This window comes from Pedobacter sp. GW460-11-11-14-TSB4 (assembly GCF_059423705.1).
On record NZ_JBWKYI010000007.1, the window covers coordinates 106352 to 133348 of the forward strand.

Here is a 26997-nt window from a genome sequence, read left to right on the forward strand (position 1 = left end):
TTTTAAATTTGATTTTTAGTGATCCGAACAGCTTATCTTTTGATTTTTGTAGCGTGCTGTATTTCATGCAAACAAAAAAAACAGACTAAACATTTTAAGATCAAAGTAATAAATAGCCCATCAAAAGCAAGAATAGATTCTACGAATAAAAAACAAGATTCTCTTTTTCATACTGCTTTAAATCATGTATTTACACTAATCAAAGCCAATTCAAAGAACACCTTTAATAAAAGTTTTTCTACGACACAAGATAATCATCTGGACCATAACGTTAAAGTAGAGATTAAGTTAGGATACTTATTTTCACAGCGCTATAAAAATTTGCTAATCAAGAGTGCATCAAACCTTGAAACAAGGATATACATTTATAGTAGCGATGGTACAGATTTTAATCAATTGATGACGAAAAAATATTCAAATTATTCTTTCCCAATATTTTCAATTAAGGATATAAATGCTGATGGGCTAAAAGATTTTTTAGTCAATTGGTACCCAGAATCAGGTTGTTGCAGAAGAAATATTTATGATTTATATCTCTCCAAAGCTAATAAAACCTTCAGCAAAGAGATAACACTTGTTAATCCTACTTTCTATTCAAAAGAAAAAGTAATCAGGGGTGTTACCTATGATCATCCCGGACTTGCTTCCTTGTATAAATTTAAATGGAACAAGCTAAATCTGGATACTGTGGAGTACATTTACCCTAACTTAAAAGATACGCTTCAGCTTTCATTTATAAAATCAAGCCAAGAGAGATATTCTTCATCAAAAAGTAGAAAATTAGTCCAGCTAAAATCTTTAACAAAAGAATACCATGCGGTTTCAGAAATCGATTATTTTAAATCATATGATCTAGAGGATATCAAAGCAATTTCAAAAAACTATAATAATTAAGCCATTACCAAAATTAAAATCGGGTATTATCAAGGACACTTGCTTGTGTCAAATCGATCAAAATTTTCGACATTTAGTGTAATAAAAATCGTATATTTCCTTTGAATTTAACAGCTTTTAACATCTGTCGCAAGATATTTACACACTGTTTTTCATGCTAAAAAATACGACAACACCATCTATAACAGCAATTTAAAGGAAATCCGATCTGTTTTCAATCGCAAAATAAATCAATCGATTGATTAAATGACAGAATTCGGACAGATTTATTTTTTTTTAGGCTCTATTTTTGGGCATTTATCGGCGAAAATCGAAGTCCTATTTTTTTGACAACGCCCTTAATTCCGGAAATTTAAATTTAAACACACAGAAATACCCATGAGAAAAGTAACAACTCTCTTTTTTAGCGTGAGCATTGGTATGCTTTTGGCATCCTGCGGAAATAACGATGCAGCTAAAAAAGCTGCCGCTGCAGCAGCAGCTGGTCCGCAAGCTTACCCTGTTTTTACAGTAAACACACAAAATACAACCTTAGATTCTGATTATCCAGCAACCATTGAAGGTATTCAAAACATCGATATCCGTCCGAAAGTTGATGGTTTTATCGAAAAAATATTGGTAGATGAAGGCGCGGTAGTGAAGAAAGGTCAGTTACTTTTCACCATTAATGCTCCACAATATGAGCAACAGGTTAGAACAGCAAGAGCCGCGATTAGCAGTGCCGAAGCTGACGTAAATGCTGCTCAGCTTACGGTAAACAAAACCAAACCTTTGGTAGAGAAAGACATCATTAGCAAATACGATCTGGATGCAGCGCAGTTAACCCTTCAAAGCAGAAGAGCGGCATTGGCACAAGCAAAAGCAGAACTGGTAAACGCACAGGTTAACTTAGGTTATACTTCGATTACCAGCCCTGTAGATGGTGTTGTAGGCAGTATCCCTTTCAGAAACGGAAGTTTGGTGAGCAGCTCAAGCACACAACCTTTAACCACTGTTTCTAACACTTCGAAAGTTTATGCTTATTTCTCGTTAAATGAGAAACAGCTTTTAGATTTTTCCAATACCTATAAAGGCAATACGCTTGCCCAGCAGATGAAAAACATCCCTGCAGTGAGTTTGGTTCTTGCTGACGGATCCATCTATGCACAGAATGGCAAAATCGAATCCATCAATGGGCAGATTAACACCAGCACTGGTTCCGCAAGTTTAAGGGCAACCTTTCCTAATCCCGTTTTCTTATTAAAAAACGGTGCAAGTGCATCGGTTAGAATTCCGCAGCACGTTGAAAATGCAATTTTAGTCCCTCAAAAATCGACGATCGATTTACAAGGCAAGAAATTCGTTTACATTTTAGGCGATTCGGCAAAGGTGATCAATACCCAAATCGAAGTGATGGAATTGGCCAAAGGTAATTTCTACGTAGTTACCAAGGGACTTAAAGCAGGTGATAAAGTTATTTTAGAAGGTTTTCAATCATTAAAAGACGGAACTAAAATTAAACCTGAGGTAAAAAACACCGATTCAGTTTATGCTGAAATAAAAAAATAACAATATAGTCAGTGCAATCACACTACAGCAGTGTAATCCATATTAATTATGTTTAAGAAATTTATAGACAGGCCCGTTTTATCAACAGTTATATCCATTATAATTGTAATATTAGGTGTATTAGGCCTTGTAACTTTACCCATCTCGCAATACCCCGAAATTGCACCGCCAACCGTTCAGGTATCGGCTTCGTACCAGGGGGCAAATGCCGATGTGGTAATGAGTAGTGTTGTTGTTCCGCTGGAAGAACAAATAAATGGTGTGGAAGACATGACCTACATGACTTCCAGCGCCAGTAACGATGGTACTGCAACCATTACCGTTAACTTTAAATTGGGCACAAATGCCGATTTAGCGGCGGTTAACGTGCAAAACCGTGTAGCCAGAGCAACCAGTTTATTACCTGCAGAGGTAACCAGATCGGGTGTAATTACAGCAAAAAGACAGGCGAGTAACTTGCTTATTTTTGCCATTTACAGTGATGATCCATCATACGATCAGAAGTTTTTACAGAATTATGCCAACATTAACATCATCCCAGAGATTAAAAGGATTAGTGGTGTGGGTGATGCAAGTGCATTCGGTACTTTAGATTATACCATGCGTATCTGGCTTAAGCCAGAAGTAATGGCCGTTTATGGCCTGGTACCAAACGATGTAAGTGTAGCGCTTGCTGAGCAAAATATCGAAGCTGCCCCAGGTCAGTTCGGTGAACAGGGCAATCAGGCTTTTCAATACACCTTAAAATATAGTGGCCGTTTAAAATCGGAAACCGAATTTAGCAACATCATTATTAAAGCGGATGCAAACGGACAGATTCTTCGTTTAAAAGATGTGGCCAGAATAGAACTTGGTGCACAAAGTTATGCGAGTTATGTAAAGTTTAATGGTAAACCTGCTTTAGGTATTGCCATTAGTCAGACAGCAGGTTCGAATGCGAAAGAAGTAATCGAAAATTCGATCAAAACTTTAGATAAAGCAGCAACATCTTTCCCTAAAGGTGTTCACTACGAAACGGTTGTTAACGTAAATAACTTCCTGGATGCCTCCATTGAAAAGGTAATTCACACCTTAATCGAAGCATTCATTCTGGTGTTCTTAGTGGTATTTATCTTCTTACAGGATTTCCGTTCAACTTTAATCCCGGCGATTAGTGTTCCCGTAGCTATTATTGGTACCTTCTTTTTCCTGAGTCTGTTCGGCTTTACCATCAACCTGTTAACCTTATTTGCATTGGTACTGGCCATCGGTATCGTGGTGGATGATGCCATTGTGGTAGTGGAGGCAGTGCATGCCAAGCTTGATGCAGGTTATAAAGATCCTAAAAAAGCGACAAAAGATGCGATGGATGACATTAGTGGTGCGATTATTTCGATTACACTAGTGATGGCGGCGGTATTTATCCCGGTAAGTTTTATCCAGGGTTCATCTGGCGTATTCTATAAACAATTCGGTTTAACACTGGCTATTGCGATTATTTTATCAGCGATCAACGCTTTAACCTTAAGTCCGGCATTATGTGCCATGTTTTTAAAACCACATGCAGAGGATCACGAAAAAAGTAAAAATTTCTTACAACGTTTTTATACCGCTTTTAATACTTCATTTGATGCCGTAACGCAAAAATATAAACGTTCGGTAGGCTTTTTGGGTAAAAAGAGATGGTTAGCAGGATTAGGAATTGCTGTTTTCGCGGTGGTGCTGGTATGGATTATGAATACTACGCCTAAAGGTTTCGTACCAAACGAAGATTTGGGAACAGTTTTCTCTGACATTTCATTACCACCTTCTACTTCACAGGAAGAAACGGATAAAATTATTGTAAAAATCAATGATATTGTAAGTAAGGTACCAGAGGTAGAAGCTACATTTAGGGTTGTTGGCCGAAGTTTGATCAGTGGTTCAGGTAGTTCTTATGGTATGGTTATCGCAAGGCTAAAACCATGGGATCAACGCAAACGCGATGTTAAAGCCATTATTGGTGAATTATTTGCAAAGGCAGCCGGTATAAAAGGTGCAAAAGTCATTTTCTTTGCTCCGCCAACCATTCAGGGTTTTGGTACCGGTGGTGGTTTCGAATTCCAGTTGCAGGATAAAACCGGTGGCGATATTAAAAAATTCAACGAAGTAGGTAATGCATTTTTAGGGGCTTTGAGTAAACGTCCTGAGATTCAATATGCATCAACCTCATTCAACCCAAATTTCCCGCAATATCAGATTGATGTTAATGTGGCGAAAGTTAAACAGGCTGGCTTAACCGTTAGCGATGTATTAGGTGTTCTACAAGGTTACTATGGTGGTGTTTATGCCTCAAACTTTAATAAGTTTGGTAAACAATACAGGGTAATGTACCAGGCAGATGCCAAGTACCGCGCCAACCAGCAAAGTTTAACCAATATTTATGTTCGTAATTCAAGCGGAACCATGGCACCGATTTCTGAGTTTATTACGCTCGAAAAAGTTTATGGTCCACAGGCTATTTCACGTTTCAACTTGTATACTTCAATTGCGGTTACGGGTAACCCTAATGCAGGTTTTAGTTCTGGTGATGCCATTAAGGCCATTCAGGAAGAAGCAGCAATCCACCTTCCAACAGGTTATGGATATGAGTTCTCAGGTTTATCACGTGAAGAAGTAAGCAGTGGCAGCCAGACGATTTTTATCTTCCTATTGTGTGTAATCTTTGTGTACTTCCTGCTTTCAGCACAGTATGAAAGTTATATCTTACCGTTAGCGGTATTGTTTTCACTACCCATTGGTTTGGCTGGTGTATTCATCTTCGATAAGATCTTTGGTGTAGACAATAACATTTATACACAAATTACGCTGATCATGCTGGTGGGTTTACTTGCCAAGAATGCCATTTTAATTGTAGAGTACGCGGTAGACAGGCGACGAAAGGGAATGAGCATTGTGAATTCGGCTATTGATGGTGCAACTGCACGTTTACGCCCGATTTTGATGACCTCTTTTGCCTTTATCCTGGGTTTATTGCCTTTAATGTTGTCATCAGGTGTTGGTGCAGCAGGTAATACCTCAATTGGTACCGGAGCTGTAGGTGGTATGTTAATCGGTACTATATTCGGAGTATTTGTAATCCCTGCCTTGTTTATTGTTTTCCAAACCTTGCAGGAAAAAATAAGTAACAAATCTCCATTTGAGGAAGGCATTGATCGCGAACAAACAGAGGAAGAGTATGAGTTAGCGACTAACCATCCACATTAATTTGAAAATCATGAAATTTAGATATAAGCATTCCATATTAATCGGTTTAGCCATCCTCAGCCTAAGCGCCTGCGTAACTAAAAAATACGAGCGTCCGCAGCTAAAGAGCGAAGGTTTATACCGTGATAACAATACAACAGATACAACCACTATTGCCGATCTGCAATGGAAAACGTTGTTCTCGGATACCACGTTACAGTCGCTGATCCAACAAGGAATAAATGAAAATTTAGACCTGAAACAGGCGATCGAGCGTATTAAAATTGCCGAAGCTACCTTAATACAAAGCCGTGGGGCATTATTACCCAGCTTACAGGCTGATGTAAATGTAACCGACAATAAAGCTTCAGCAGCAGCGCAGAATTTTCCGGCAGGGATTAACATCAATCTGGAAACCCAAACTTATAAAGCACAACTGAGTACCAGTTGGGAAGCTGATATTTGGGGAAAATTAAGCAGTGCAAAACGTGGCGCTTACGCTACTTTATTACAAAGCGATGCAGCAAAACGTGCTGTTCAAACTCAGTTAATTGCCACTATTGCCAACAATTATTACACTTTATTGGCGCTTGACAAACAACTGGCCATTACCGAGCAAACCATTAAGGTAAGAACGCAGGATGTTGAAACCATGAAAGCCTTAAAACAAGGGGCTGTAGTTAATGGTGCAGCAGTGGTACAGAGTGAAGCCAATTTATACGCTGCTCAGGTAACCTTGCCCGATTTAAAAAGAAGCATTAAAGAAGCTGAAAATGCGCTTAGTGTTTTGGTTGCTAAAGCGCCAAATGCGATTAACCGCACGACCTTAGATCAGCAAACCCCTTATGCTAATTTACAAACCGGCGTTTCTGCACAATTGTTAAAAAACCGTCCGGATGTGATCGCTGCTGAATTTGGGTTCCGATCAGCTTTTGAAAACACAAACGTAGCGAAAGCTTATTTTTATCCTGCTTTAACCATTACTGCAGCAGGTGGTTTATCAAGTCTGCAATTACAGGATTTCTTCAGCAAATCGATCTTCTATAATCTGGTTGGTGGTTTAACACAGCCCATTTTTGCAAAAGGAGCAAACAAGGCCCGCTTAAAAACAGCCGAAGCTAATCAGCAAATTGCTTTTTATAACTTTCAACAAACGTTGTTAACCGGTGGACAGGAAGTATCGAATGCTTTGTACGCTTATCAAACCGCTTCAGAAAAAGAAGAAACAAGGGCAAAACAAATCGCTTCTTTGACCAAAGCAGTCGATTTTACCAAAGAATTATTACGTTATAGTTCGGCAACAAACTATACGGATGTATTAACTTCAGAACAAAGTTTGTTAACAGCTCAATTAAGTGGCATTAACGATCGATTACAAAAACTACAATCGGTTGTAAACTTATACCGTGCATTAGGCGGTGGCTGGAAATAAAAAATAATTAACCAATTTTTAAGGCATTCTGTTTTCAGGATGCCTTTTTTGTTTTAGGCTGATTTGCTTTCGCTCCTTAGAAAGGAGGGTAAACTAGCATTTGTAGAAACCTTCCTCCTTATGTGAGTAACCATCCTACAGGTCATGAAACCTTCCCGCCTATGGAGGCACGAAATCATTAAGGTCATGAAAGCTTCCCGCCATAGGGAGCGAGCTTTCATAACTACTTTGAAACCTCCCTGCCCTGCGCGGCGCGAAATCAAAGTAAAATAGTGGAATGTGAAAATTTTCTACCTTGACTATTTCACATAAACCCATTTCTAAACCAGCATACGTGTGCCAACTATTTTTAAGAAAAATAATGTAGGTTTGTTTCACTAAAACGCTAGCCACTAAATAGTTTATTTGTATTTTGGCTGTACCAAACAATTTTATGCGCTTCTCAAAACTTCTAGCCCTCTTTGCCGGCTTATTTTTCTTTAGTAATAGCTACGCCCAAACTTATGTAGTAACCAGTAATGCCGATAGCGGTCCTGGCACGTTAAGGGAAGCATTGACACAAGCCGCCATAGCCAATAGAGTAACTACATTTACCATTAACTTTAATTTACCGGGTACACCTAGCGACAACGCTAACCGCACCATCAGGTTGCGTTCAGCACTACCTATTGTCTCTTCAAATGTAGTTATTGATGGCACCTCTCAGGCAGCATGGCCTGCACTTGGCGTTTCCGGAGCCAAGGTAATTTTAGAGCCAGAATATCCTAATTCCACATTTTCGGGACTGGTAATTGGCCAGTCGTCATCCACGCAGGTCCAAACTACAGGGGTTGAAGTTTATGGTTTGTACATCAGGAATTTTGCCACCATTAATAATTTACAAAATGTAAATATGGCGCAAGGCTCAGGAATTGTGATCGATTATCGTGCAAATAATATTACCATTGGGGCTCCGGGGAAAGGAAATGTTATTGGAGGAAATATTAACGGTATCATTGTTCAGAACAGCTTTTTTTTCACCACCATCACGGCCACCAAAATTAAAATCCAATCGAACTTAATCGGGGTGATATATGATGGAATAACCCCAAATACAAATGTTTTTGGTATTTCGGCCAATTTATACGATAGCGCACTGGATGTGGGCGGTGATAATGCTGGTGAAGGAAACGTAATTGCCGCAAACCGGATTAATGTTGACATCACCCGATCATCCTACTCCACTAACGCAAGGTTCGATGTTAATGTAATCAATAACAAAATTGGGGTTGATTATACGGGCAAAAAAGACTTCCATGACTTACCGATATTTCTTTCTTCTTCTGCTTTAGAAATTGCAGGTTTAAAAGTTAACGCCATCAATACAGCACTTTATGTGCGGAACAACATTATCGGAGGAAACAGAACTACAGGCGTTTCGATTACCAATTCAGACTTTATTCTAACCGGTAATGCCATAGGCACCGATGCCGCCGGAACCGTGGCAATGGGTAATGGTATTGGCGTAAAAATAGAGTTGGGTGCAGGCGGAACTATTGGTGGGGCAACACCAGCTGAAGCGAACTTAATTGCCAACAACAACTTTGGTGTCGAAACGGTGTCGTCAAAGCCTGTAAAAATTACGAGAAACAGTTTCTTTTGCAATAAAACGTTTGGGATCGGAAAAACATTAAGCATACTGCAACCATATATTCAGGTGCTAAAAAAACGCAGCAATTATGTTTCGGGTAAAGCTACCCCCAACTCAGAAGTAGAATTATTTTATACCGTAAACTGCCAGGGCATTTGCGAAGGTAAAACCTATATTGCTACCGTACAGGCTGGTAGTGATGGCCGCTGGGAATACAACGGAAACCTTAGCGGTATGGTTACCGCAACAGCGAGTTTGTTAAATGCCACCACCTCTCCTTTCTCTACGGCTGAATTATTACCAAATGAAGCGATTGTAGAACCTGTAACCTGTAGTGCTAACGGATCAATCACCATTCCCGAAGTGCGTGAGGGTTTTACTTTTAGCTGGGTAAAAATAGAAACCGATGGTAGTCGCGTACCTAAAGGGAACACACAGAGCATCTCTAATTTAGATGTCGGCACTTACGAAGTAACTGTTGATGATGGCTGTAAAGCATTCCCATCGGTGTTTATCATCAAAGATCAAAAGTTAACCAAACCTGCTATCCTGCCGGTTTCGCCTGCGTGTGGACAAACTACTTTTACCTTTACCGCTGAGGTTTTAAGAGGGAAAGGTGTGCTAAAATACGAATGGATAAATACGGCAACAAATGCTGTGGCAAGCAGAAGTAACCCCGCTAGTTTACCTGAAGGTACTTACTTCGTAAAAGTATCGGATGAGGCAAACTGCTCATTAGATTCTGATCCGATAACGGTTAAAAGGAAACCTCAACCTAAAATTGGGAATCCCACTAAAACTACTTCTGCAGCATGTGGTAAAGAAAACGGGGCTATTGTAGGTATTACCATTACAGATGCAACGGGTACCCTAAGCTACAAATGGTTTAAACGTGATCCGATCACAGGGATTTTAGGTACAGATGTGGTATCAACTACGCTGGATCTTGAAAATGTAGGAGGCGGCAACTATACCTTATCTGTTTCTGATGAAGGTCAATGTTCACCAGTTTCTTCATCTTTCTTTATCGGCACTTATAGTGATGTTGCCATTAACGGAGGAACAGTTACACCAGCCCGATGCGGTGTTAACAATGGTGTTATTGATGGTGTGTCGATTACCAATGCCGATACCTACGAGTGGTTAAGCCCAACCGGACAAAGCATTAAAAAAGGACCGTACTCGCCCGGAATGTCTATAAAAATGATTGACCTTGCACCAGGCACTTATACCTTAAGGGCCAGCAATTCGCTATATACCTGCACTTTAGACAAACCTTTTAGAGTGGATGCATTAACACCAACGGTTTATACTTTCACACCAACCGTTAATAATACCACCTGTGAACTGATTAACGGAAGTATCAACCTAAACTTCAGTTCCGTTCTTCCAACATTGTTTAAATGGGTAGATGAATCAGGCGCTACAGTTGCCGGAGCAACCAAAACAGGGAACATGATTGAACTGAAAAATTTGCCTGGAGGCAATTACAGAATGTTCGCTTATGATGTAAACAATTGCGAAACAGTTTTAGGACCTTATGCCATCAATATTACACCAAAACTAAACATCGTATCCAATACTGCAACCGTAATTAAAGATGGCTGTACCTTACAGAGAGGTTCTGTTAAAGGCATACAGGTAATTGGTGGTGTACCAGGTTATGATTTTAAATGGATAAACGAAGCTGGCGAAGCCGTTCAGTATACCCAGGATCTGATTAATGTTGGTGCAGGTACGTATCGCTTAGAGGTAAAAGACAAAACATCTTGTGGTTATGCGATCAGCGAGGCTTATACGGTAGTAGACGAACCTTTTAAAATCCTGGCTCCCATCATTAACGACTTACGTGTTTGTTATGTTTCTGATATCGTTTTACCTGTAATTGCACCAGAAGAAGGAACTTACCAGCTCTTTGAAAAAATTGATGATACCAAACCGTTTTTAGAAAACACCAACGGGATATTTAAATTTAAAGTCGCCAAAACAGCCGATTATTTTGTGCGGCGAAAATTGGGTTCCTGTACCAGCGAATTTACCAAAGTACATGTAGAGGTAACACACGACAATTTAGAGGTTACCAATACCATGACCCCAAATGGTGATGGTATGAACGATGTTTGGCAAGTTAGGGGTTTACCAGATTTTAAAGGCACCAACATTAAAATTTATACCCGGGGTGGGCAATTGGTGTACGAATCAATCGGTAATTACACAAAACCTTTTGATGGCAGGTTTAGGGATAAGGAATTACCGGCAGGTGTTTATTATTATGTGATCGATTTGCGGGCTGAATGTAAACCATTGGGTGGTAGTATAACCCTTTTACGTTAAAACTGCCTGCTCGGGCAAACTACCTGATAACGGTTGTTTAATAAAATACCCAGCACAATTTCGTGCGTGCCATTATTTACCGAGCGTAAACCTGAAGTATTTACATCATACGAATAACTTAGGTTTACTAACGATGCAATGTTAAGTCCGGCCAGAAGTGAAAAAGAATCGTTGTTCCTGAAACTGGTTCCAACCCAGAATTTATCCTGATAGGCAAATTTCAAATTCGCATCAAAAGTAGCCGGAGAGTTGGCCCAATACGAAATCAAACCAGACGGGATCATTGCGATATCCTCATCCAGAAATATTTTATAGCCCGCTGTTCCATAAAAAGTAGCTGCTTGATATGGGCTGGTTTTAACCTGGTTATTGACAATGCTGCTTTTATTTCCAATAAGCTGTTTAGCCGAAACACCAGCAAAAAACCTTGGGCTATATAGCCAAATACCTGCACCAATATCGGGTCTGATTTTATTGTTGTAATCGGCAGAGAATAAAGGGTCACCCGACTCGTCAGCTATAATTCCGCGCACATCAACACTAATTGATTTAAATCCGCCAGATAAACCAACTGATAAATTTACTTCATTTGTAATACCCAAATGATAGGCATAGGTTAAGTTTACATTGGTCTGCCGAACTAATCCTGCTTTATCAGTCATGGCCACCAGGCCAATTCCGTGGTGAGGTTCCGCTGCAGTATAGCTGTTTACAAAACTTCTGCTCATTGGATTATCGCCATTCCCGGCAAATGAGTTTACATTGCTCCGAACAAAATCTTCGCCAATAGCGGTACTTAAAGAAAGGTATTGCGTACTTGGTGCACCTTCTAATCCACTCCACTGTTTACGTAAACCTATTTTTAAATCTGTGTAATTATCTATTCCCGATAGTGCAGGGTTCAGCAAAATATTGTTAAAAATATATTGGGTGCTCCGGGGGATTTCTTGCGCATAGCTACAAAAATGTAAGCAGGCAAGCAGAGAGAGCGCGTAAAAAAATTTCATTTAAACCTTAGTGATGCGTTAATGGATTGATAAAGAAAGCCTATCAATACAAGGACTAAGATAATAAGTTGTAGCCAATTATAAAGTATTTAATATTTATCTGTCCTTTAACTTCAAATAGCGCTCCATCCAACATCTGCATTTAAGCGTTCTTTAAGATTTCGAGAAAAAACTGATAATTTTTACTTCAAAAACCGATACTTCTTTTGATGTAACCTCAAAATATTGTAAGTTTAAAGTTTTTTAAGCGCTTAGCTTAGAAAAAATTTTAAACCAATCAATGTTACGTGTCGATAGTTCTAAAGCCTGTAAAGTGGTGTACTCTTTGTGCAAACATGAGTACTTGGGCTATTTAATTGAACCTCACGTTGTTCAGCTCAATCCACAAGGAGATTTTTCTTTTACCTATCAACGGATTTTCACACATACCGCAGAAGAATTTAATGCCTGTTTAAGTGATATTGATTATAAGCTGATCAAGATTTTAGATGACATTGAGCAAGACTCGCTGATTAAAAAATATTACAAGAAACTAATCAGGCCAACTGAGTTTTTCACTAAAATTTTCGACAATAAATTTTACGAAAATGTTCGCCCTAAAATCGAAAAGAAACTTGCCGAAGCTTTAGAGCTTTTAAAGGTTAAAAACGAGCTTTATGTAATGGACAAAGATGGCTGGCCGGTAGAACGTAAAATCGAACTGGCCGATGAGCCCGCCTCTATCCTTTTTCATTTCCGCCGAAATGAAACGGAAACACGTTATTTCCCGACCATCAAGTATCAGAATCTACGCATCGAATTTATGTTTAAAGAAGCGCAGATTATCAGTAACAAACCTGCGTGGCTATTGCTTAACGATGTATTGTACTTTTTTGATCAGGATATTGAAGGGAAAAAACTGCAACCCTTTTTAAATAAACGCTTTATTGCCATACCCAAAACAACCGAAGCTACTTACTTTGAAAAGTTTGTTGCCCCTTTAATAGAAAAACACCATGTGTATGCCGAAGGTTTCGAAATCAGAACCGAACAGTTTGAAGCCACACCTGTAATTAAAGTTTTGTATGTGGATGGCGGACTTTCTCAGATTCAGTTGTACTTTAAATACGGCGAATATATTTTCCCTGTAGAAAATGCGCATAAAGTAACCGTACGTTTAGAAAAAACGGCCGATAACTATATTTTCCACCGCATTAAACGTTCGGCAGAATGGGAGAAAAAACAGTTCAATCTGTTATTATCATTAGGATTAAAAAAAACAAGCTCGCTGTTTAGTAACCTGGAAGTGATTTCAGCTGATGAAAACCCGAGTTATGCAGCCATTAATTGGGTAAACGAACATATCGAACTTTTACAGGCAGCAGGTTACGAAATTGAACAGGCCACAGGCCAGAAAAAATTTGTTTTCGGTGCCAGCAAAATCGATCTTGAAGTTAAAGAAGGAAACGATTGGTTCGATATCCATGCTGTGGTATGGTTCGGAAAATACCAGATTCCTTTTCTTTCGCTAAAACAACATATCCTACACAAAAAGCGGGAATTTTTATTGCCCGATGGCGAAGTGGCCATTATTCCCGATAAATGGTTTACGCAATACGGTAGTTTGTTCAGTTTGGCAGAGGCCGGAAAAACGCTGAAATTAAAGAAACACCATATCGGTTTAATCAACGATTTGGCCGAAGATAGTTTAGCTAACGTGACACTTGAGCGTAAGTTGCAGCGCTTATCAGATTTCGAAGATATCGCCGATACGCAAATGCCTGTTCATTTTAAGGGCAGTTTACGCGATTACCAGAAAGCCGGTTATAACTGGTTCAGCTTTTTACGCGAATACAATTTCGGTGGTTGTTTGGCCGACGATATGGGTTTGGGTAAAACCATCCAAACATTAGCCATGCTGCAAAAAGTGAAGGAAGACGATCAATTGCTTGAAACGCAAACGACCTCACTTATCATCATGCCTACCTCTTTAATTTATAACTGGTTAACAGAGGCTAAAAAATTCACTCCAAAGCTAAAAATACTGGCACATACGGGTACTAACCGAAATAAAGATGTAGCCAATTTTGCCAATTACGATATTATCATTACCACCTACGGTGTAACCCGAGTGGATGTAGATGAACTGAAAAACTTTTATTTCAACTACATTATTCTTGATGAAAGTCAGAATATTAAAAACCCGGCATCAAAATCGTTCAAAGCCGTGAGAAGCTTAAAATCGAAACATAAACTGATTTTGAGCGGTACGCCCGTAGAAAATTCAGTAAGCGATTTATGGTCGCAGTTAACCTTTTTAAACCCAGGTTTATTGGGTACACAAGCATTTTTCTATGAAGAATATGTACAAGCCATAGAAAAGAAAAAGGACGAAGAAAAAGCGCGCAAACTACAATCGATTATCAAGCCATTTGTACTCCGCAGAACGAAAGAGCAGGTGGCGGCAGAATTACCACCTAAAACGGAACAGGTAATTTACTGCGACATGAGCGAAGATCAGGCTGCTTATTACGAGAAAACAAAATCAGCCTACCGCAACGATTTATTGCAGAGCATGGACGATGGAACTTTCGCGCAGAAACAGGTGCAGCTTTTACAGGGATTAACCGCCTTACGTCAGCTGGCCAATCACCCCATAATGATTGACGGGGCTTATGTTTCAGATTCTGGAAAGTTTGAAAACGTGATCCACACACTGGATAATGTGCTTAAAGGCGGACATAAGGTTTTGGTTTTTTCTCAGTTTGTAAAACACCTCGATATCTTCAAAAAACATTTTGAGGCGGAGCATATCCCTTTTGCTTATTTGGATGGTGCAACGCGTAACCGGGGTGAAATTGTTTCCGAATTTCAGCAGAATACCGAATTGAAGGTCTTCTTAATCTCTATAAAAGCGGGTGGCGTGGGTTTAAACCTAACTCAGGCCGATTATGTTTTTATCCTCGATCCATGGTGGAACCCGGCAGTAGAACAACAAGCCATTGATAGAACGCACCGTATCGGTCAGGATAAAAAGGTTTTCATTTACAAATTCATCGCAAAAGACACCGTTGAAGAGAAAATACTGGCCTTGCAAAACCGCAAAAAATCGCTCGCCAATTCTTTAATTACCACTGAAGAGAGTTTCTTTAAATCGCTCAGCAAGGAAGATATACGTGATATTTTGAATTAGGCATTCAATATTAACTCGTCATCTCGACTGAAACGCAGTGGAATGGAGAGATCTATCTTAATAGATTTCTCGACTACGTTGCACTCCGCTCGAAATGACGATAAATCTTATGGGCCACACATTTAATTTTCTTTTCAAAACTCAATTCCCTCTTACTTGTTATACAGTAGAACATAAATTCTACCATCATGACAAATCAAGATTTTAATACTGCTGTAAATAACGTTAAAGAAGCCTGGAAGTATCCGGAATTATTCGAAAACGTTTCAAAATCTGAGCGCTGGTTATCTGGCGCGGCAGGAACATATTTACTTTTTAAAGGCATCACCAGCATTTTTTCGCATCCGGTAATTGGTTTAACCGGTGCTGCAATTGGTGCAGGATTATTGTACCGCGGCATTACAGGTTATTGCCCTATGCGCGATTTGGCAGAACAGCGCAGCGCAGACATTGCGCCTGATGAAGTAATTATTAGCGAAACTTACGTTGTTGACGATTTGGGGTAAAATTTTAAATACCAAATTTCCATTTCTTAATAAACTGGTTAACTTTAAAAAGTTAAACCACAATCATGAACAAGTATACACTATTATTTATTCCTGCGCTTTTTGCAGGGCAAGCGATGGCACAAGATAAAAAACCAGATCCTGCCAAAGACCCAAAAACAACCGAGGTTTGGGAACCCGTTCCAAAGGTTGTTACACCAGGTAAATTGCCTCAGGATGCGCCATCTGATGCAACCATTCTTTTTGGTGGCAGAAATTTAGATGCATGGCATTCAGTTAAAGATCCATCTAAACCAGCCGAATGGACAATCGACGATGGATTTTTCACCGTTAAAAAAGGGACTGGAAACATTGAAACGAATAAAAAGTTTACCGATTACCAGCTGCATATGGAATGGAAAATCCCTGAAAACATATCGGGCGAAGGTCAGGCCCGTGGCAACAGCGGGGTATTTTTAGCCTCAACCGGCGGCGGCGATAATGGTTATGAAATCCAGATTATGGATGCTTATAACAACAAGACTTATGTGAACGGACAAACAGGTAGTGTTTACAAACAAGCGATTCCATTAGCCAATGCCAACAAAAAACCAGGCGAGTGGCAATATTACGATATCATTTGGAACGCACCACGTTTTAACGAAGATGGAACCGTACAAAAACCTGCGAGCGTTACCGTATTTTTAAATGGCGTACTTTTACAGAATGGTTTTGTATTAAAGGGCGAAACCAGGTATATCGGTGCCCCTGAATACAAAAAACATGGCCCTTCTTCAATTAAATTACAAGATCACGGCGATCCAAGTCCTGCGATTAGTTACAGAAACATTTGGGTTAGAGAATTATAATTTCAACAAAACAACAATATAGTCCTCGTTTGTAACGAGGATTATTGAAAATTGCGATTTTATCGCTACAACAAAACAACAATACAAAACCTGCAGGCCAAAAGCTTGCAGGTTTTGTTTTATAAGATAATTTGACGGATAATTGCATCAGATTATTAGCGTTGAATTTTATGAACAAAGGCAGATTAGAAGCATTTAGTGATGGCGTAATTGCAATTATCATCACCATTATGGTTTTAGAGATTAAAGTACCGGAGCATGGCGATACATTGGCCAGCTTAAAGCCCCTTATTCCGAAATTTATCAGCTATGTTTTAAGTTTCACCTACGTAGGTATTTACTGGAACAACCACCATCACCTCATGCATGCCGTAAAAAAAGTAAGCGGATCAATGTTATGGGCTAATTTAAACTTACTGTTCTGGTTATCGCTTTTCCCGGTTACGGCCGGATGGATGGGTGAAAATCACTTTGCCTTTTGGCCGGTTGTGGCTTATGGTATCGTATTGTTTTTAGCGGCAATTGCCTACTTAATCCTGGTTATCACGATTAAAAAAACAGAGGGTGCACACTCGCTTGTCGTTGAAGCAATAGGCAACGATAGTAAAGGGAAAATTTCTTTAGTTTTTTATGCATTGGGCATTGGGCTTAGCTTCATAAACCCATGGATTGGCTGTTCGATGTATGTAATTGTTGCGGCCATTTGGTTTATACCTGATACCAGAATTGAACGGGCTATACATCAATCGCTAGAGAATAAAGATTAGTCTTTTCTCAAAATACCCATAAATGTTTCCCTGTCCATCATTTCGGCGCCTAAGCTCATTAAATGATCGTTCGGTAACTGGCAATCAATTAAATCGATATTCATTTTGCTTAAAAAAATCAATGCGGCTTTAGAAGCATTACTTACATGGCTAAACATACTTTCGCCACAAAAAACGCGGTTTACTTTTAAACCATAGAGCCCGCCAACCAGTTGATCAGCTTGCCAAACCTCTACACTGTGCGCATAACCTTGCTGATGGAGATTAATGTAAGCCGCTTGCATTTCGTTGGTAATCCAGGTGCCATCCTGCCCTTTCCTTTCAGTAGTTGCACAATTGCGGATCACTTCGGCAAAAGCCTGGTTAAAAGTAATCTTGAAAATTTCCTGCTTTAAAATTTTACGCATGCTTTTACTGATCCTGATCTGATCAGGATAAATTACACATCGCTCGTGTGGCGAATACCAAAGGATGGGCTCACCTTCACTAAACCATGGAAATATTCCATTCGAATAGGCCATTAACAACCGCTCCGTACTTAAATCACCGCCAATAGCCAATAAACCGTCCTCTTCTGCCAAGGCCGGATCAGGAAAGCCCGGGTGATCATCTGGTAACTGAAAAAACATAAACAAAAATAAGAAAGAAAACAAAGATTAAACCCTGGCGTTTTAAATATGTCATACTGTAAAACAGTCCATTATGAGCGCAAAAGATAATTTCTTAAAAGTAAAACATCTTTATAACCGGGCGGGTTTCGGGATTTCTTATGCAGACTTACAAAAATTAAGCAGGAAAAACATCGATAAGGTGGTGGATAATCTGCTTAAAGATTCTCAAAAAAACGATCCCATCAATTTAGTGAACGATTACGAATCGAAGCGCCAGCTTCTGGTTCAGGCGGGTTTATACTCAAAAAAAGACCTGACCGATGAAGAAAAGAAAATGCGCCAGCAGATTGTGCGCGAGCAAAACGAAGTAAGCCGCGACCTGAATATTGCTTTCATTAACAAAATGATCAATACCGATGCCCCGCTAAGGGAAAAGATGACGCTCTTTTGGCATGGCCATTTTGCCTGCCGCAGCAACAACCCTTTTTTTGCGCAACAGTTAAACAATATTCAAAGAACAAATGCCTTAGGAAGCTTTAAAACTTTACTGGTTGAGGTTTCTAAGTCGCCGGCAATGTTGCAATACCTGAATAACCAGCAGAACAGAAAAGGTAAACCAAATGAGAACTTCGCACGCGAGCTCATGGAACTTTTCACCTTAGGCAGGGGAAATTATACCGAGCAGGACATTAAAGAGTCTGCCCGCTCATTTACCGGCTGGATGTACGACAAGGACGGCTCATTTATTTTCAGACAAAATCTGCACGATGCCGGAACAAAAACATTCTTTGGTAAAATCGGGAATTTTGAAGGCGAAAACATTATCGATATTATCCTCGAGAAACCAGAAACCGCACAGTTTATCGCCCGGAAAGTATATAAATTCTTCGTAAATGATAACCCAAACGAGGCGCACATTAAAGAACTTGCTACTCATTTTTACAACTCGAAATACGACATCGCCTCGATGATGAAAAAAATGTTTACAGCTGATTGGTTCTATAGCCCTGAAAATGTAGGCACAAAAATTAAGTCACCAGCCGAATTTTTAGTGGGTTTAAGTCGCGAGTTTTATGTTACCTACAACAAACCACAGGTTTTAATACAGCTACAAAGCAGTTTGGGGCAATATTTATTTAACCCACCTAATGTTGCAGGCTGGCCTGGCGGACAAAGCTGGATTGATAGTTCATCGTTAATGTTAAGGATGCGCATTCCCTCTCTTGTTTTAAATGATGGGGAAATCGATTTCAGCGGTAAAGCTGATCCTGAAGACGAGGCCGTAATTGCCTTAAGCCGGACAGCTACCAGCAATGCAAATGCCAACATGAAACCAAAATCGTATGTAAACGCAAATGCAGACTGGCCTAAATTTTTAAATACCTTACCAAAGGGATTAACGCCATTGGAACTTACCGAGTTTTTATTGCAGCCCAAATTAAACGCCAAAATCACAACGATGGTAAGCGATAATAAAGGATTGCGAAGTACAGCAGTAGAAATTACCAGCATGCCCGAGTATCAGTTGTGCTAGAGAACAGTTAATAGTTGATGGTGAAGAGCCCATTAGCTAAACACCCAAACCAATGAACTATTGACTGATGAAAAAGCGAACCAAAACATTAACAAGATGAACAGAAGAAACTTTTTAAGAAATACAGGATTTGTTGCAGCAGGTTCGCTATTCGTTCCGGCTTTTATGAAACCACTGGAGGCCATGGCGCTTGATGAACTGAGTCTTTATAAAAACCTGGTTGTGGTACAGCTTTCTGGCGGAAATGATGGTTTAAATACCGTTATTCCCTTTGGAAACGATATTTATTATCAAAAAAGAAAAAGTATTGCCATTAAACCTGAAGAGGTGATTAAACTGAACGATATGCAAGGGCTAAATCCGAACATGGCCGCCCTGCAAGAAATTTATGATCAAGGTTGGATGACCATTATCAATGATGTTGGCTACCCCAATCCCGACCGTTCACATTTCCGTTCGATGGATATCTGGCAAACAGGGAGCGATAGCAATCAGTTTCTATCAACCGGATGGATTGGCCGCTATTTAGATAGCAATTGCCAGACCTGCAAATTTCCCTATACGGCGATAGAAGTGGATGACTCACTTTCTCTGGCCATGAAAGGGCAAACCAAAAAAGGAATTGCCTTAAAAGATCCTGCGGCTTTGTTCCGTAATACAAACGATCCGTTTTTTAAAGCGATGTTGCAGAATGATAAGGAACATTTGGATGAAGATAATTTAGGTTATTTATACAAAACCATGATCGAAACGTCATCTTCTGCCAATTATATCCAGAATACATCTAAAATTTACCAGTCTAAATCCACTTACCCTACTTCAGGCTTTGCAAACCAGTTGAAAACCGTTTCTAAATTTATTTCTTCGGGATTAAAAACCAGGGTTTATTATGTGTCGTTAAGTGGTTTCGATACACACGTGAATCAGATTGGTCAGCAAGGCAATTTGCTTAAACAATACAGTGAGGGTATGGCTGCTTTTTTAAAAGATTTAAAATCAAACAATAAACTGGAAGATACCTTGGTGATTACTTTCTCTGAATTTGGCCGTAGGGTAGAGCAAAATGCCAGTAATGGTACCGATCATGGAACGGCAAATAACATGTTTGTTTTTGGTGGAAAATTAAAGAAACAAGGGATTTTTAATGCTGCGCCTAATCTAAGCGATCTGGATACAGGCGATTTAAAATACCAGCTGGATTTCAGGCAGGTTTATGGTACCATCTTAGATAAATGGCTGGATGTAAACAATGCTGATATCCTGAACAAAAAATTTAATACACTCGATTTTATATAGGTTTACCAAAAAGTCAAGTTTCATAGCACCTTGGCTATTAAACTTGACTTCTTTTTTATTTATTTCCTTTTCAATACATACACAGGCCTGCTGCTGTCCTTATCAATCTGATCGGTATAGGTATTAAAAAGTTCATAACCATATCTTTTCAGTTTATTGAGGCAATCCATCTGAGAATTGAAAAGTAAATCATTTCCATCGTCGTCTCTTACGTTCAATTCTTTATTTCTTTTGAATTTTTGTCCATAATCTATTCTGGCAATATAGGTATCGCCACCGTTGTAAATCGGTTTTACCTCAATGTATTCTACCTTGATGTCGCTTAATTTAAAGCCGTTTACATTTTGTCCTTTGGCATTAGACAGCCCAAAGCACGCGACAATTGCCGCTGCAAGAATTAATTTTTTCATGTTGTGTTTCTTTTGTGTGTAATTCTAAATTACAAAGAATACAAGTAGAATGCATGAATAAACTGTAACAAAATACCCAATATTAAATCTTAACCTTTAAAAAATATAATGAACTTTTTAGGCAATATTATCTGGATTATTTTTGGCGGTATCTTTATTTTCTTTGAATACATTATCGGGGGGCTAATCCTTTGCCTAACCATTGTGGGTATTCCTTTTGGTATCCAATGTTTTAAATTCGCCATTGTAGGCCTTGCTCCGTTTGGGGTTAAAATCACCGATACTTCATCAAATACAGGCTGCCTGTCTACCATTATGAACCTGATCTGGATTTTATGTGGTGGTTTCTGGATTGCATTGACCCATTTATTTTTTGGTATCCTGCTTTGCATTACCATTGTGGGTATTCCATTCGGGCGCCAGCATTTTAAGTTAATGAATTTGGCTTTCACCCCGTTCGGGAAGTCGATTTCTTGATTTGGATAATCTATATCGTTCCGTCATTTCGACCGCAGTGAAGAACCCGAAGGGGCTGCGAAGCAAAATCTGTATACATTTTTTTGAAAAGCAGGGTTCTATGTTTATCGGATCCGAAAGTCCCGCCATTCGCTTTATCCCGATGGCAAAATCGGGATGCCCGCTGCTGTCGGGTTTATTGAACTGTGGCCTGTTTCCATTAGCAAAAAACGCTATACCTAGCCCCGATTGAATGGATGCCCACGATACTTCATCGGGGCAGGAAAGAAAGCGGGACTGTTGAAACCGATGAGCACAACAACTGCGCTCCAAATTATTGGATCAAGCCTATAAATTTAGAATGTTCGATCGCTTCTTCACTATAATTAAATAAACATGCCTTCACCCCTCTCTCTTCGACCATTTTAAGCAATTGTCTTGTTTTTGCTTCTTTCTCTGGCCGAATATTACGGATGTATACCGCTTCGATATTTTTTGGATACTTCTCCACTATAGTTGAATAAATTTCGGGGTCCTGCTGGGAGTTATCTCCAAAGAAAACAAACTTCTGATTGGGGAAAACGTCTAAAATCCGCATTACCCTCAATAATTTACCTTCATGCCCTGTTTTACCTGTTCTAACTAAATCCTTCCATCGTTTTAATGTATTTAAAAGGAAAGCACCTTCCGGCAGTTTATTGAATCTGAAAGTCTCGACCAGATAATCGTAAAGGTTCCATTCGCTGCTGCTTACATAAAAAAAGGGATTGGGCTGATTTACTTCGGTGTGCGACAGGGCCAATTGCTGATAGTGACTGGCTGCCTCTGGAAAAGTTTTACGTGTATGCGGATTTTTGATAAACAGCTCCCTTAACCGCCGCCCAATAGTTGCCGAATGAGAAATCATTACGGTATCATCCACATCAGAAATAAAGGCATACTGCGTAATGTGTGGTACATATACCCTGCCTTCTCCTTCACTTAAAACCGTCCCGTCTTTACCAATGGCTTGCACGTTAACAAAATGCCAGCCCGCAGGCACATCGTTTTCGGCCTTCCATTCGAATTTAAAAAAGCCATCTCCTTCGGTTTTATTGTAAATCGTCTGGTCGAAAAATTGCAAACGTACCTCTACAAAAGCATAGGGTTTTAAGATGAAAAGCTTTAAAAGATGTGCAATATTAACAAAGAGATTGTTGCTATAAACCTGCTGTGTTTTTGCCTTGCGTTTAAAAACATGACCATAAACAACCAAATTATGTGCGTGGCCATAGCCATGGTATACTTTAACGCTTACAGATTTATTCATCAATATTAAAACAGAGTTTATTAAAAGTTGTTTGTGATGTACACTTAAGATAGCCAAATGAAATTATTATTCATCATCAACCCAGGCTCAGGCAGTCATGACATTAACTTGAAGGAAGTAATTTCTACCCATTTCGATGCAAAAAATACGGAGATCGATCTTTTTGAATTACCAGAAGACTGCTCTTTAGAAAAGATAAAGGCGCGGATTAAAAGTGCAAAAGCAGATCGTGTAGTGGCCGTTGGTGGCGACGGGACCTTAAAACTGGTGGCCGAATGTTTACTGCACACCGAAACCCCTATTGGCATTATCCCTGCCGGCTCGGCCAATGGGATGGCGAAAGAATTAGGCATACCAACTGATATTGAACTGGCTTTAGCCATTTTGGATAAAGGCCGTTTACAAAAAATCCATGTGGTTAAACTTAACGATGAAATCTGTATCCATTTATCCGATTTAGGTTTTAATGCTTACCTGGTAAAGAAATTTGATAGCCTGCCTCAACGCGGGATGTGGGGCTATGCAAAAGCCACCTGGCATGCCCTTTGGAACCATAGCAGAATGGAAGTACAATTGAAGCTTAAAGATGAAACCGTTACTTCTAAAGCAGCCATGGTGGCCATAGCCAATGCAACCATGTATGGTTCTGGCTTAAAAATAAACCCTGATGGAAAGTTAGACGATAATCTCTTTGAAGTGGTTTTGGTAAAAGATTACTCTTACCTCGAGATATTAAAAATATGGATCACCAAACTGCCTTTCAATCCTAAAAAAATAGAGGTTTTTCAAACTGCTGAAGTCAAAATTTCTTCGAAACACAAAGCACACTTCCAGGTTGATGGAGAATACATTGGCAGGGTGAATACGGTTGAAGCAAAAATTCTTCCTGCTGCCATAACCGTGGTTTTACCTGAGGTATCAGACCCGATAGCCACCGGGTGATGAGCGGTGAATTCTAATGGTAAAATACAACCTGAAGAATTCGGCAATAAAACAGATACGGAACAAAATATCAAACCACCGTTCGCCGAGGTTTAATATTTCCGGTAAATAAGTAATAAAACCGATAGAAAATACCCATACCACCAAACGGAATGGAAACTGAATGTAATAGGTGATAAAACCGAATTTTTTAAATAAGATTAAACCTGTTGCCGATACGAAGAGAGACACAAATAAGGGCAGCAATAAAACAACCTTGGCCTGCGAAAGTATCTGATCGGGGATTTCGTTCAGGTGTGTTAAAATCTGCCAAAACTGTTTAGCAAGTAATACAATGCTGAGGATATCCAATAAGGCAAAAAATCTGCTGGTGTTTTTCATTTACTTACAATACTTTGCTAAATAATCATCAGCCATTTTACTCCCCATATATTTAACAAATAAGAAATCCTCGCAGGCTCCTTGTTTATCGCCCTGTTTTATTTTTTTCAGGCCCATTTTTACCCGGTCGTCCAGATATTCATCATCAATGCCCAGCTGGTTTTTAATGGCAATAATTTGAGCCTCTTGCCCGGGTTTTGCCTGATCGATATTTTTATAAAAATTAATGACAGAATTGGTCAAACCTTCTTCAGCCAGATAGGTACGGATGGCTTCTTGAATATCTTCACTCGATTTTCCTTCGCAATTGTAGCCCGAAAGTTTAAAATTAACCGGAGCTACAATCGAAACTGTGGTATCGTAACCAGCCGGAACCTGCCATTTACCGCTGCTTAAACGCACCAACCGCAGGGCTTCTTCATCCAGCTCAGACAAAATTCCTTTACTAATTCTCGAAAAGTAAACCTTACCCTGGACATCGAGCTTAAAACTCACACTTACTGTTCCCTGGATACAATTATCTTTCGAAAACTGGGGATAAATCGTATTCTCTCTTAAAAAGTTTGTAAAACCACTTTTACCCGATTTAAACTGAACCTGGCCCATGGCCAGTGAACAGCAGAAAAGCAAACAAAAGGTGAACAGATTTTTCATCATACTAATTTACGGTTTATTCAGGTTTAACCGCAAAGAACACAAAGTTTTTCGCAGAGGAAGAAGGAGTTTTTTTGCCACGGAACTAATGCGGTCGTCATGCTGAATTTATTTCAGCATCTTTCCTGCTGCAAGCCCCTCAGATGAATCGAAGGGGGCGACACAAGGATTAAATATTTTAAGGATGTTTCTCAAAGAAAATATTATTAATTGAACTCTTATAAGTGAGTTCGTATTCCTTGCGGTTAAAAAAACGTAGCCTCCAAAATTAAGTTCGGGTCGGGGCAGTTTGCCAGGTATTTTTCCCTTTCGCTAAATTTACAAACACCCGGGTAATCCCCTTTTAATCCTTCCATATTTTTGATCAATTGGAAATGAAGGTGTGGCGGCCAGTAACCATTCTCTTCTTTTGGGCCTAACGTTGCAATTTTAGCCCCGGCAGGAACAAATTCACCTTCTTTAAGCCCATTTAACGAAGCCAGGCTTAAATGCCCGTATAACGCATTAAACTTAAATCCATCTATTTCATAAGCCAGGATAATGGTTGCGCCGTAATCGCCAAAGTTATCGTTATTGGCGAAGCTCTGAACGGTGGCGTTGTAAAAATTGTAGATTGGTGTTCCAACCGGACCCCAAATATCTACTCCTAAATGTAATCTGCGGGGCTCTTCGGCGGCATCAAAATGAGCACTTCTCGAATATATGGTACGGTGTTCATCATAGCCACCAATTCCGTAACGGGCATTATTATCCGCCAATTTTTCATTTACCCAGGCCGAAAACAAATCGGTATTATCCAAAATTTCATCCATTAACTTGGTATTGGCCGCTGTAAAATCTAAAGCTAAAAGCTGGTCTCGTTTTACATCAAAATCAACCACCCTATGGATCGACGAAGCATTTGACCGGATAAGCTGCTCGAAAGTTTGCATTAATCACCTATTTAAAAATATAAACGAGATTATAAATATAATGAGATAAGGCTCCGCCGATTACAAACAAGTGCCAAAGCTCATGACTGTGCATCCACCTAAACATTTGTTTATCCTTTGCATAATAATAGGTTCCGGCAATGTAAAAAATGCCACCGAACAGCAACCAGAAAATTGCACCAACAGGTAGTGTACCGAGCATTTTTCGTAGCAAAGGCACGATCAAACAACCCATTAAAATATAAATCGATAAAGAAATAGCAGTGCTCTTTAATCGGTTAAAGATTTTAAGCAGACAACCTACCATAGCGATAATCCATACGATAGCAAATAAACTCCACCTTAGCCAGCCATCAAAAACCAGCAAGGCTGTTGGCGTGTAAGAGCCTGCTATCATCAGATAAATGCAGCAATGATCGAATTTTTGCCAAAAACGCACGCCATAATCAGTAGCCGGATAGCCATGATACATGGCACTTACGCCAAACAGGATAAAAGTGCCAATGCTATAAATCCAGGCTGCCGTATATTCAATAGGTGTATTGCATTTTTGAAGCAATATATAGCCTGCCGGAATCGCAATTAATGCCGGTATGAAATGAGTGAAGAAATTTACGGGTTCCCTTAGCTTCCTCACAAGGATTATTCGCTGTCTTCGTCTTTTTGTCTGGGTTCTTTTGCAATCTTATCGAATAGATGGTCCATACGCTCTACATATTCGTTGGTGTCATCTACGAAGAAAGTAAGTTCTGGCACAACCCTAACCTGATGGCGGATTCTGCTGCCCAGTTTATATCTGATCTCGCCCGAATGTGCATTAACCGTATTGATAGAAAGTGTGGTATTATTGGTATTAAAAAAGCTCAGGTAAACTTTAGCCACTGCCAAATCCGGCGAAACCCGAACGCGGGTAATGGTTACCAATGTATTAGGCAAAAATGCAGCACCTTCACGCTGAAAAACCTGTGCTAACTCCTCTTGTAATACTCCTGCAAATTTCTGCTGACGTTTACTTTCCATAATGTTATAATTATCAATTACCAATAATCAATTATCAGACCCTGCAGGGCCTAAAATTAAATTGATAAGGTTTTAAAATTATCAATTACCAATAATCAGACCATGAATAA

The 26997-nt window shown here is 39.5% G+C and carries 22 protein-coding genes; 13 read left to right on the forward strand and 9 right to left on the reverse strand.

What is annotated here, in order from left to right; translation table 11 throughout:
- The first annotated feature begins 18 nt into the window (after positions 1–18).
- The 5 genes from AC07YT_RS09355 to AC07YT_RS09375 all read left to right on the forward strand — a co-directional run bounded on the left by AC07YT_RS09355 (position 19) and on the right by AC07YT_RS09375 (position 11042).
- Positions 19–894: an XAC2610-related protein gene (locus AC07YT_RS09355; protein WP_145954295.1), complete on the forward strand. Its 876-nt coding sequence runs from the start codon at positions 19–21 to the stop codon at positions 892–894.
- 378 nt (positions 895–1272) lie between these two features.
- Positions 1273–2442 carry an efflux RND transporter periplasmic adaptor subunit gene (locus tag AC07YT_RS09360; RefSeq protein ID WP_086548783.1) on the forward strand — a complete coding sequence of 390 codons (1170 nt, stop codon included), beginning with the start codon at positions 1273–1275 and terminating at the stop codon, positions 2440–2442.
- A 48-nt stretch (positions 2443–2490) separates the two neighbouring features.
- Positions 2491–5667, forward strand: a complete 3177-nt coding sequence (locus AC07YT_RS09365) for an efflux RND transporter permease subunit (RefSeq protein ID WP_086548782.1) — start codon at positions 2491–2493, stop codon at positions 5665–5667.
- 10 nt (positions 5668–5677) lie between these two features.
- The gene (locus tag AC07YT_RS09370) at positions 5678–7078 is read left to right on the forward strand and encodes an efflux transporter outer membrane subunit (RefSeq protein WP_086548781.1); all 1401 of its coding nucleotides are present in this window, start codon (positions 5678–5680) and stop codon (positions 7076–7078) included.
- A gap of 433 nt (positions 7079–7511) precedes the next feature.
- Positions 7512–11042, forward strand: a complete 3531-nt coding sequence (locus AC07YT_RS09375) for a T9SS type B sorting domain-containing protein (RefSeq protein ID WP_086548779.1) — start codon at positions 7512–7514, stop codon at positions 11040–11042.
- On the opposite strand, the gene AC07YT_RS09380 is transcribed toward AC07YT_RS09375, so the two are convergent.
- On the reverse strand, positions 11039–12049 hold the full coding sequence (locus AC07YT_RS09380) for a PorP/SprF family type IX secretion system membrane protein (RefSeq protein WP_086548778.1): 1011 nt from the start codon (positions 12047–12049) through the stop codon (positions 11039–11041). The two genes, AC07YT_RS09375 and AC07YT_RS09380, sit on opposite strands and share 4 nt — an antisense overlap.
- A 280-nt stretch (positions 12050–12329) precedes the next feature.
- Here AC07YT_RS09380 and AC07YT_RS09385 point away from each other — a divergent pair, with 280 nt between their 5' ends.
- From AC07YT_RS09385 to AC07YT_RS09400, 4 genes are all read left to right on the forward strand, one after another.
- Complete coding sequence (locus AC07YT_RS09385) at positions 12330–15221, forward strand: DEAD/DEAH box helicase (protein ID WP_086548777.1); 2892 nt, start codon at positions 12330–12332, stop codon at positions 15219–15221.
- 188 nt (positions 15222–15409) lie between these two features.
- A complete protein-coding gene (locus AC07YT_RS09390; protein ID WP_086548776.1) occupies positions 15410–15727 on the forward strand; it encodes a YgaP family membrane protein in 318 nt (105 codons plus the stop codon).
- A gap of 65 nt (positions 15728–15792) precedes the next feature.
- A complete protein-coding gene (locus tag AC07YT_RS09395; protein ID WP_086548775.1) occupies positions 15793–16575 on the forward strand; it encodes a 3-keto-disaccharide hydrolase in 783 nt (260 codons plus the stop codon).
- Between the two features lie 170 nt (positions 16576–16745).
- Positions 16746–17342 carry a TMEM175 family protein gene (locus AC07YT_RS09400; RefSeq protein ID WP_086548774.1) on the forward strand — a complete coding sequence of 199 codons (597 nt, stop codon included), beginning with the start codon at positions 16746–16748 and terminating at the stop codon, positions 17340–17342.
- On the opposite strand, the gene aat is transcribed toward AC07YT_RS09400, so the two are convergent.
- Positions 17339–17971: a leucyl/phenylalanyl-tRNA--protein transferase gene (gene aat / locus AC07YT_RS09405; RefSeq protein WP_086548773.1), complete on the reverse strand. Its 633-nt coding sequence runs from the start codon at positions 17969–17971 to the stop codon at positions 17339–17341. The two genes, AC07YT_RS09400 and aat, sit on opposite strands and share 4 nt — an antisense overlap.
- Positions 17972–18044: 73 nt before the next feature.
- Here aat and AC07YT_RS09410 point away from each other — a divergent pair, with 73 nt between their 5' ends.
- Together AC07YT_RS09410 and AC07YT_RS09415 are read left to right on the forward strand one after the other, a co-directional pair.
- Positions 18045–19487 (forward strand): DUF1800 domain-containing protein, encoded by a 1443-nt coding sequence (locus AC07YT_RS09410; protein ID WP_086548772.1) that lies wholly within the window; start codon positions 18045–18047, stop codon positions 19485–19487.
- 96 nt (positions 19488–19583) lie between these two features.
- Complete coding sequence (locus AC07YT_RS09415) at positions 19584–20783, forward strand: DUF1501 domain-containing protein (protein WP_086549486.1); 1200 nt, start codon at positions 19584–19586, stop codon at positions 20781–20783.
- A 59-nt stretch (positions 20784–20842) separates the two neighbouring features.
- Here the strand turns inward: AC07YT_RS09415 and AC07YT_RS09420 are convergent, their stop codons facing one another.
- Positions 20843–21193: a hypothetical protein gene (locus AC07YT_RS09420; RefSeq protein ID WP_086548771.1), complete on the reverse strand. Its 351-nt coding sequence runs from the start codon at positions 21191–21193 to the stop codon at positions 20843–20845.
- A gap of 108 nt (positions 21194–21301) precedes the next feature.
- On the opposite strand from AC07YT_RS09420, the gene AC07YT_RS09425 reads away from it, so the two are divergent.
- Complete coding sequence (locus tag AC07YT_RS09425) at positions 21302–21670, forward strand: YccF domain-containing protein (RefSeq protein WP_029274540.1); 369 nt, start codon at positions 21302–21304, stop codon at positions 21668–21670.
- A gap of 313 nt (positions 21671–21983) precedes the next feature.
- On the opposite strand, the gene AC07YT_RS09430 is transcribed toward AC07YT_RS09425, so the two are convergent.
- A complete protein-coding gene (locus AC07YT_RS09430; protein WP_086548770.1) occupies positions 21984–22958 on the reverse strand; it encodes an App1 family protein phosphatidate phosphatase in 975 nt (324 codons plus the stop codon).
- A gap of 57 nt (positions 22959–23015) precedes the next feature.
- On the opposite strand from AC07YT_RS09430, the gene AC07YT_RS09435 reads away from it, so the two are divergent.
- Positions 23016–23900, forward strand: a complete 885-nt coding sequence (locus AC07YT_RS09435) for a diacylglycerol/lipid kinase family protein (RefSeq protein WP_086548769.1) — start codon at positions 23016–23018, stop codon at positions 23898–23900.
- Here the strand turns inward: AC07YT_RS09435 and AC07YT_RS09440 are convergent.
- The 5 genes from AC07YT_RS09440 to rbfA all read right to left on the reverse strand — a co-directional run bounded on the left by AC07YT_RS09440 (position 23877) and on the right by rbfA (position 26887).
- Entirely contained in the window at positions 23877–24281 is a 405-nt protein-coding gene (locus tag AC07YT_RS09440) for a hypothetical protein (protein ID WP_086548768.1), read from the reverse strand. The genes AC07YT_RS09435 and AC07YT_RS09440 overlap by 24 nt on opposite strands.
- A complete protein-coding gene (locus AC07YT_RS09445; RefSeq protein WP_494945290.1) occupies positions 24282–24938 on the reverse strand; it encodes an energy transducer TonB in 657 nt (218 codons plus the stop codon). It lies immediately after the preceding gene.
- A 242-nt stretch (positions 24939–25180) separates the two neighbouring features.
- Entirely contained in the window at positions 25181–25867 is a 687-nt protein-coding gene (locus AC07YT_RS09450; protein ID WP_086548766.1) for a peptidoglycan DD-metalloendopeptidase family protein, read from the reverse strand.
- 7 nt (positions 25868–25874) lie between these two features.
- Positions 25875–26504, reverse strand: coding sequence for a PAQR family membrane homeostasis protein TrhA (trhA, locus tag AC07YT_RS09455; protein ID WP_494945291.1), 630 nt, complete (start codon positions 26502–26504; stop codon positions 25875–25877).
- Between the two features lie 5 nt (positions 26505–26509).
- Positions 26510–26887 carry a 30S ribosome-binding factor RbfA gene (rbfA, locus tag AC07YT_RS09460; protein WP_029274533.1) on the reverse strand — a complete coding sequence of 126 codons (378 nt, stop codon included), beginning with the start codon at positions 26885–26887 and terminating at the stop codon, positions 26510–26512.
- Between the last annotated feature and the right edge of the window lie 110 nt (positions 26888–26997).

What these genes read in the sequence shown, in the direction of transcription:
- AC07YT_RS09450 (WP_086548766.1), bottom strand. Translation starts at nt 25,867, where the DNA reads ATGCAAACTTTCGAGCAGCTTATCCGGTCAAATGCTTCGTCGATCCAT.
- aat (WP_086548773.1), bottom strand. Translation starts at nt 17,971, where the DNA reads ATGTTTTTTCAGTTACCAGATGATCACCCGGGCTTTCCTGATCCGGCC.
- AC07YT_RS09370 (WP_086548781.1), top strand. Translation starts at nt 5,678, where the DNA reads ATGAAATTTAGATATAAGCATTCCATATTAATCGGTTTAGCCATCCTC.
- AC07YT_RS09430 (WP_086548770.1), bottom strand. Translation starts at nt 22,958, where the DNA reads ATGAATAAATCTGTAAGCGTTAAAGTATACCATGGCTATGGCCACGCA.
- AC07YT_RS09415 (WP_086549486.1), top strand. Translation starts at nt 19,584, where the DNA reads ATGAACAGAAGAAACTTTTTAAGAAATACAGGATTTGTTGCAGCAGGT.
- AC07YT_RS09420 (WP_086548771.1), bottom strand. Translation starts at nt 21,193, where the DNA reads ATGAAAAAATTAATTCTTGCAGCGGCAATTGTCGCGTGCTTTGGGCTG.
- AC07YT_RS09395 (WP_086548775.1), top strand. Translation starts at nt 15,793, where the DNA reads ATGAACAAGTATACACTATTATTTATTCCTGCGCTTTTTGCAGGGCAA.
- AC07YT_RS09380 (WP_086548778.1), bottom strand. Translation starts at nt 12,049, where the DNA reads ATGAAATTTTTTTACGCGCTCTCTCTGCTTGCCTGCTTACATTTTTGT.
- AC07YT_RS09410 (WP_086548772.1), top strand. Translation starts at nt 18,045, where the DNA reads ATGAGCGCAAAAGATAATTTCTTAAAAGTAAAACATCTTTATAACCGG.
- AC07YT_RS09360 (WP_086548783.1), top strand. Translation starts at nt 1,273, where the DNA reads ATGAGAAAAGTAACAACTCTCTTTTTTAGCGTGAGCATTGGTATGCTT.
- AC07YT_RS09440 (WP_086548768.1), bottom strand. Translation starts at nt 24,281, where the DNA reads ATGAAAAACACCAGCAGATTTTTTGCCTTATTGGATATCCTCAGCATT.
- rbfA (WP_029274533.1), bottom strand. Translation starts at nt 26,887, where the DNA reads ATGGAAAGTAAACGTCAGCAGAAATTTGCAGGAGTATTACAAGAGGAG.
- AC07YT_RS09390 (WP_086548776.1), top strand. Translation starts at nt 15,410, where the DNA reads ATGACAAATCAAGATTTTAATACTGCTGTAAATAACGTTAAAGAAGCC.
- AC07YT_RS09435 (WP_086548769.1), top strand. Translation starts at nt 23,016, where the DNA reads ATGAAATTATTATTCATCATCAACCCAGGCTCAGGCAGTCATGACATT.
- AC07YT_RS09385 (WP_086548777.1), top strand. Translation starts at nt 12,330, where the DNA reads ATGTTACGTGTCGATAGTTCTAAAGCCTGTAAAGTGGTGTACTCTTTG.
- AC07YT_RS09400 (WP_086548774.1), top strand. Translation starts at nt 16,746, where the DNA reads ATGAACAAAGGCAGATTAGAAGCATTTAGTGATGGCGTAATTGCAATT.
- AC07YT_RS09425 (WP_029274540.1), top strand. Translation starts at nt 21,302, where the DNA reads ATGAACTTTTTAGGCAATATTATCTGGATTATTTTTGGCGGTATCTTT.
- AC07YT_RS09375 (WP_086548779.1), top strand. Translation starts at nt 7,512, where the DNA reads ATGCGCTTCTCAAAACTTCTAGCCCTCTTTGCCGGCTTATTTTTCTTT.
- AC07YT_RS09445 (WP_494945290.1), bottom strand. Translation starts at nt 24,938, where the DNA reads ATGATGAAAAATCTGTTCACCTTTTGTTTGCTTTTCTGCTGTTCACTG.
- AC07YT_RS09365 (WP_086548782.1), top strand. Translation starts at nt 2,491, where the DNA reads ATGTTTAAGAAATTTATAGACAGGCCCGTTTTATCAACAGTTATATCC.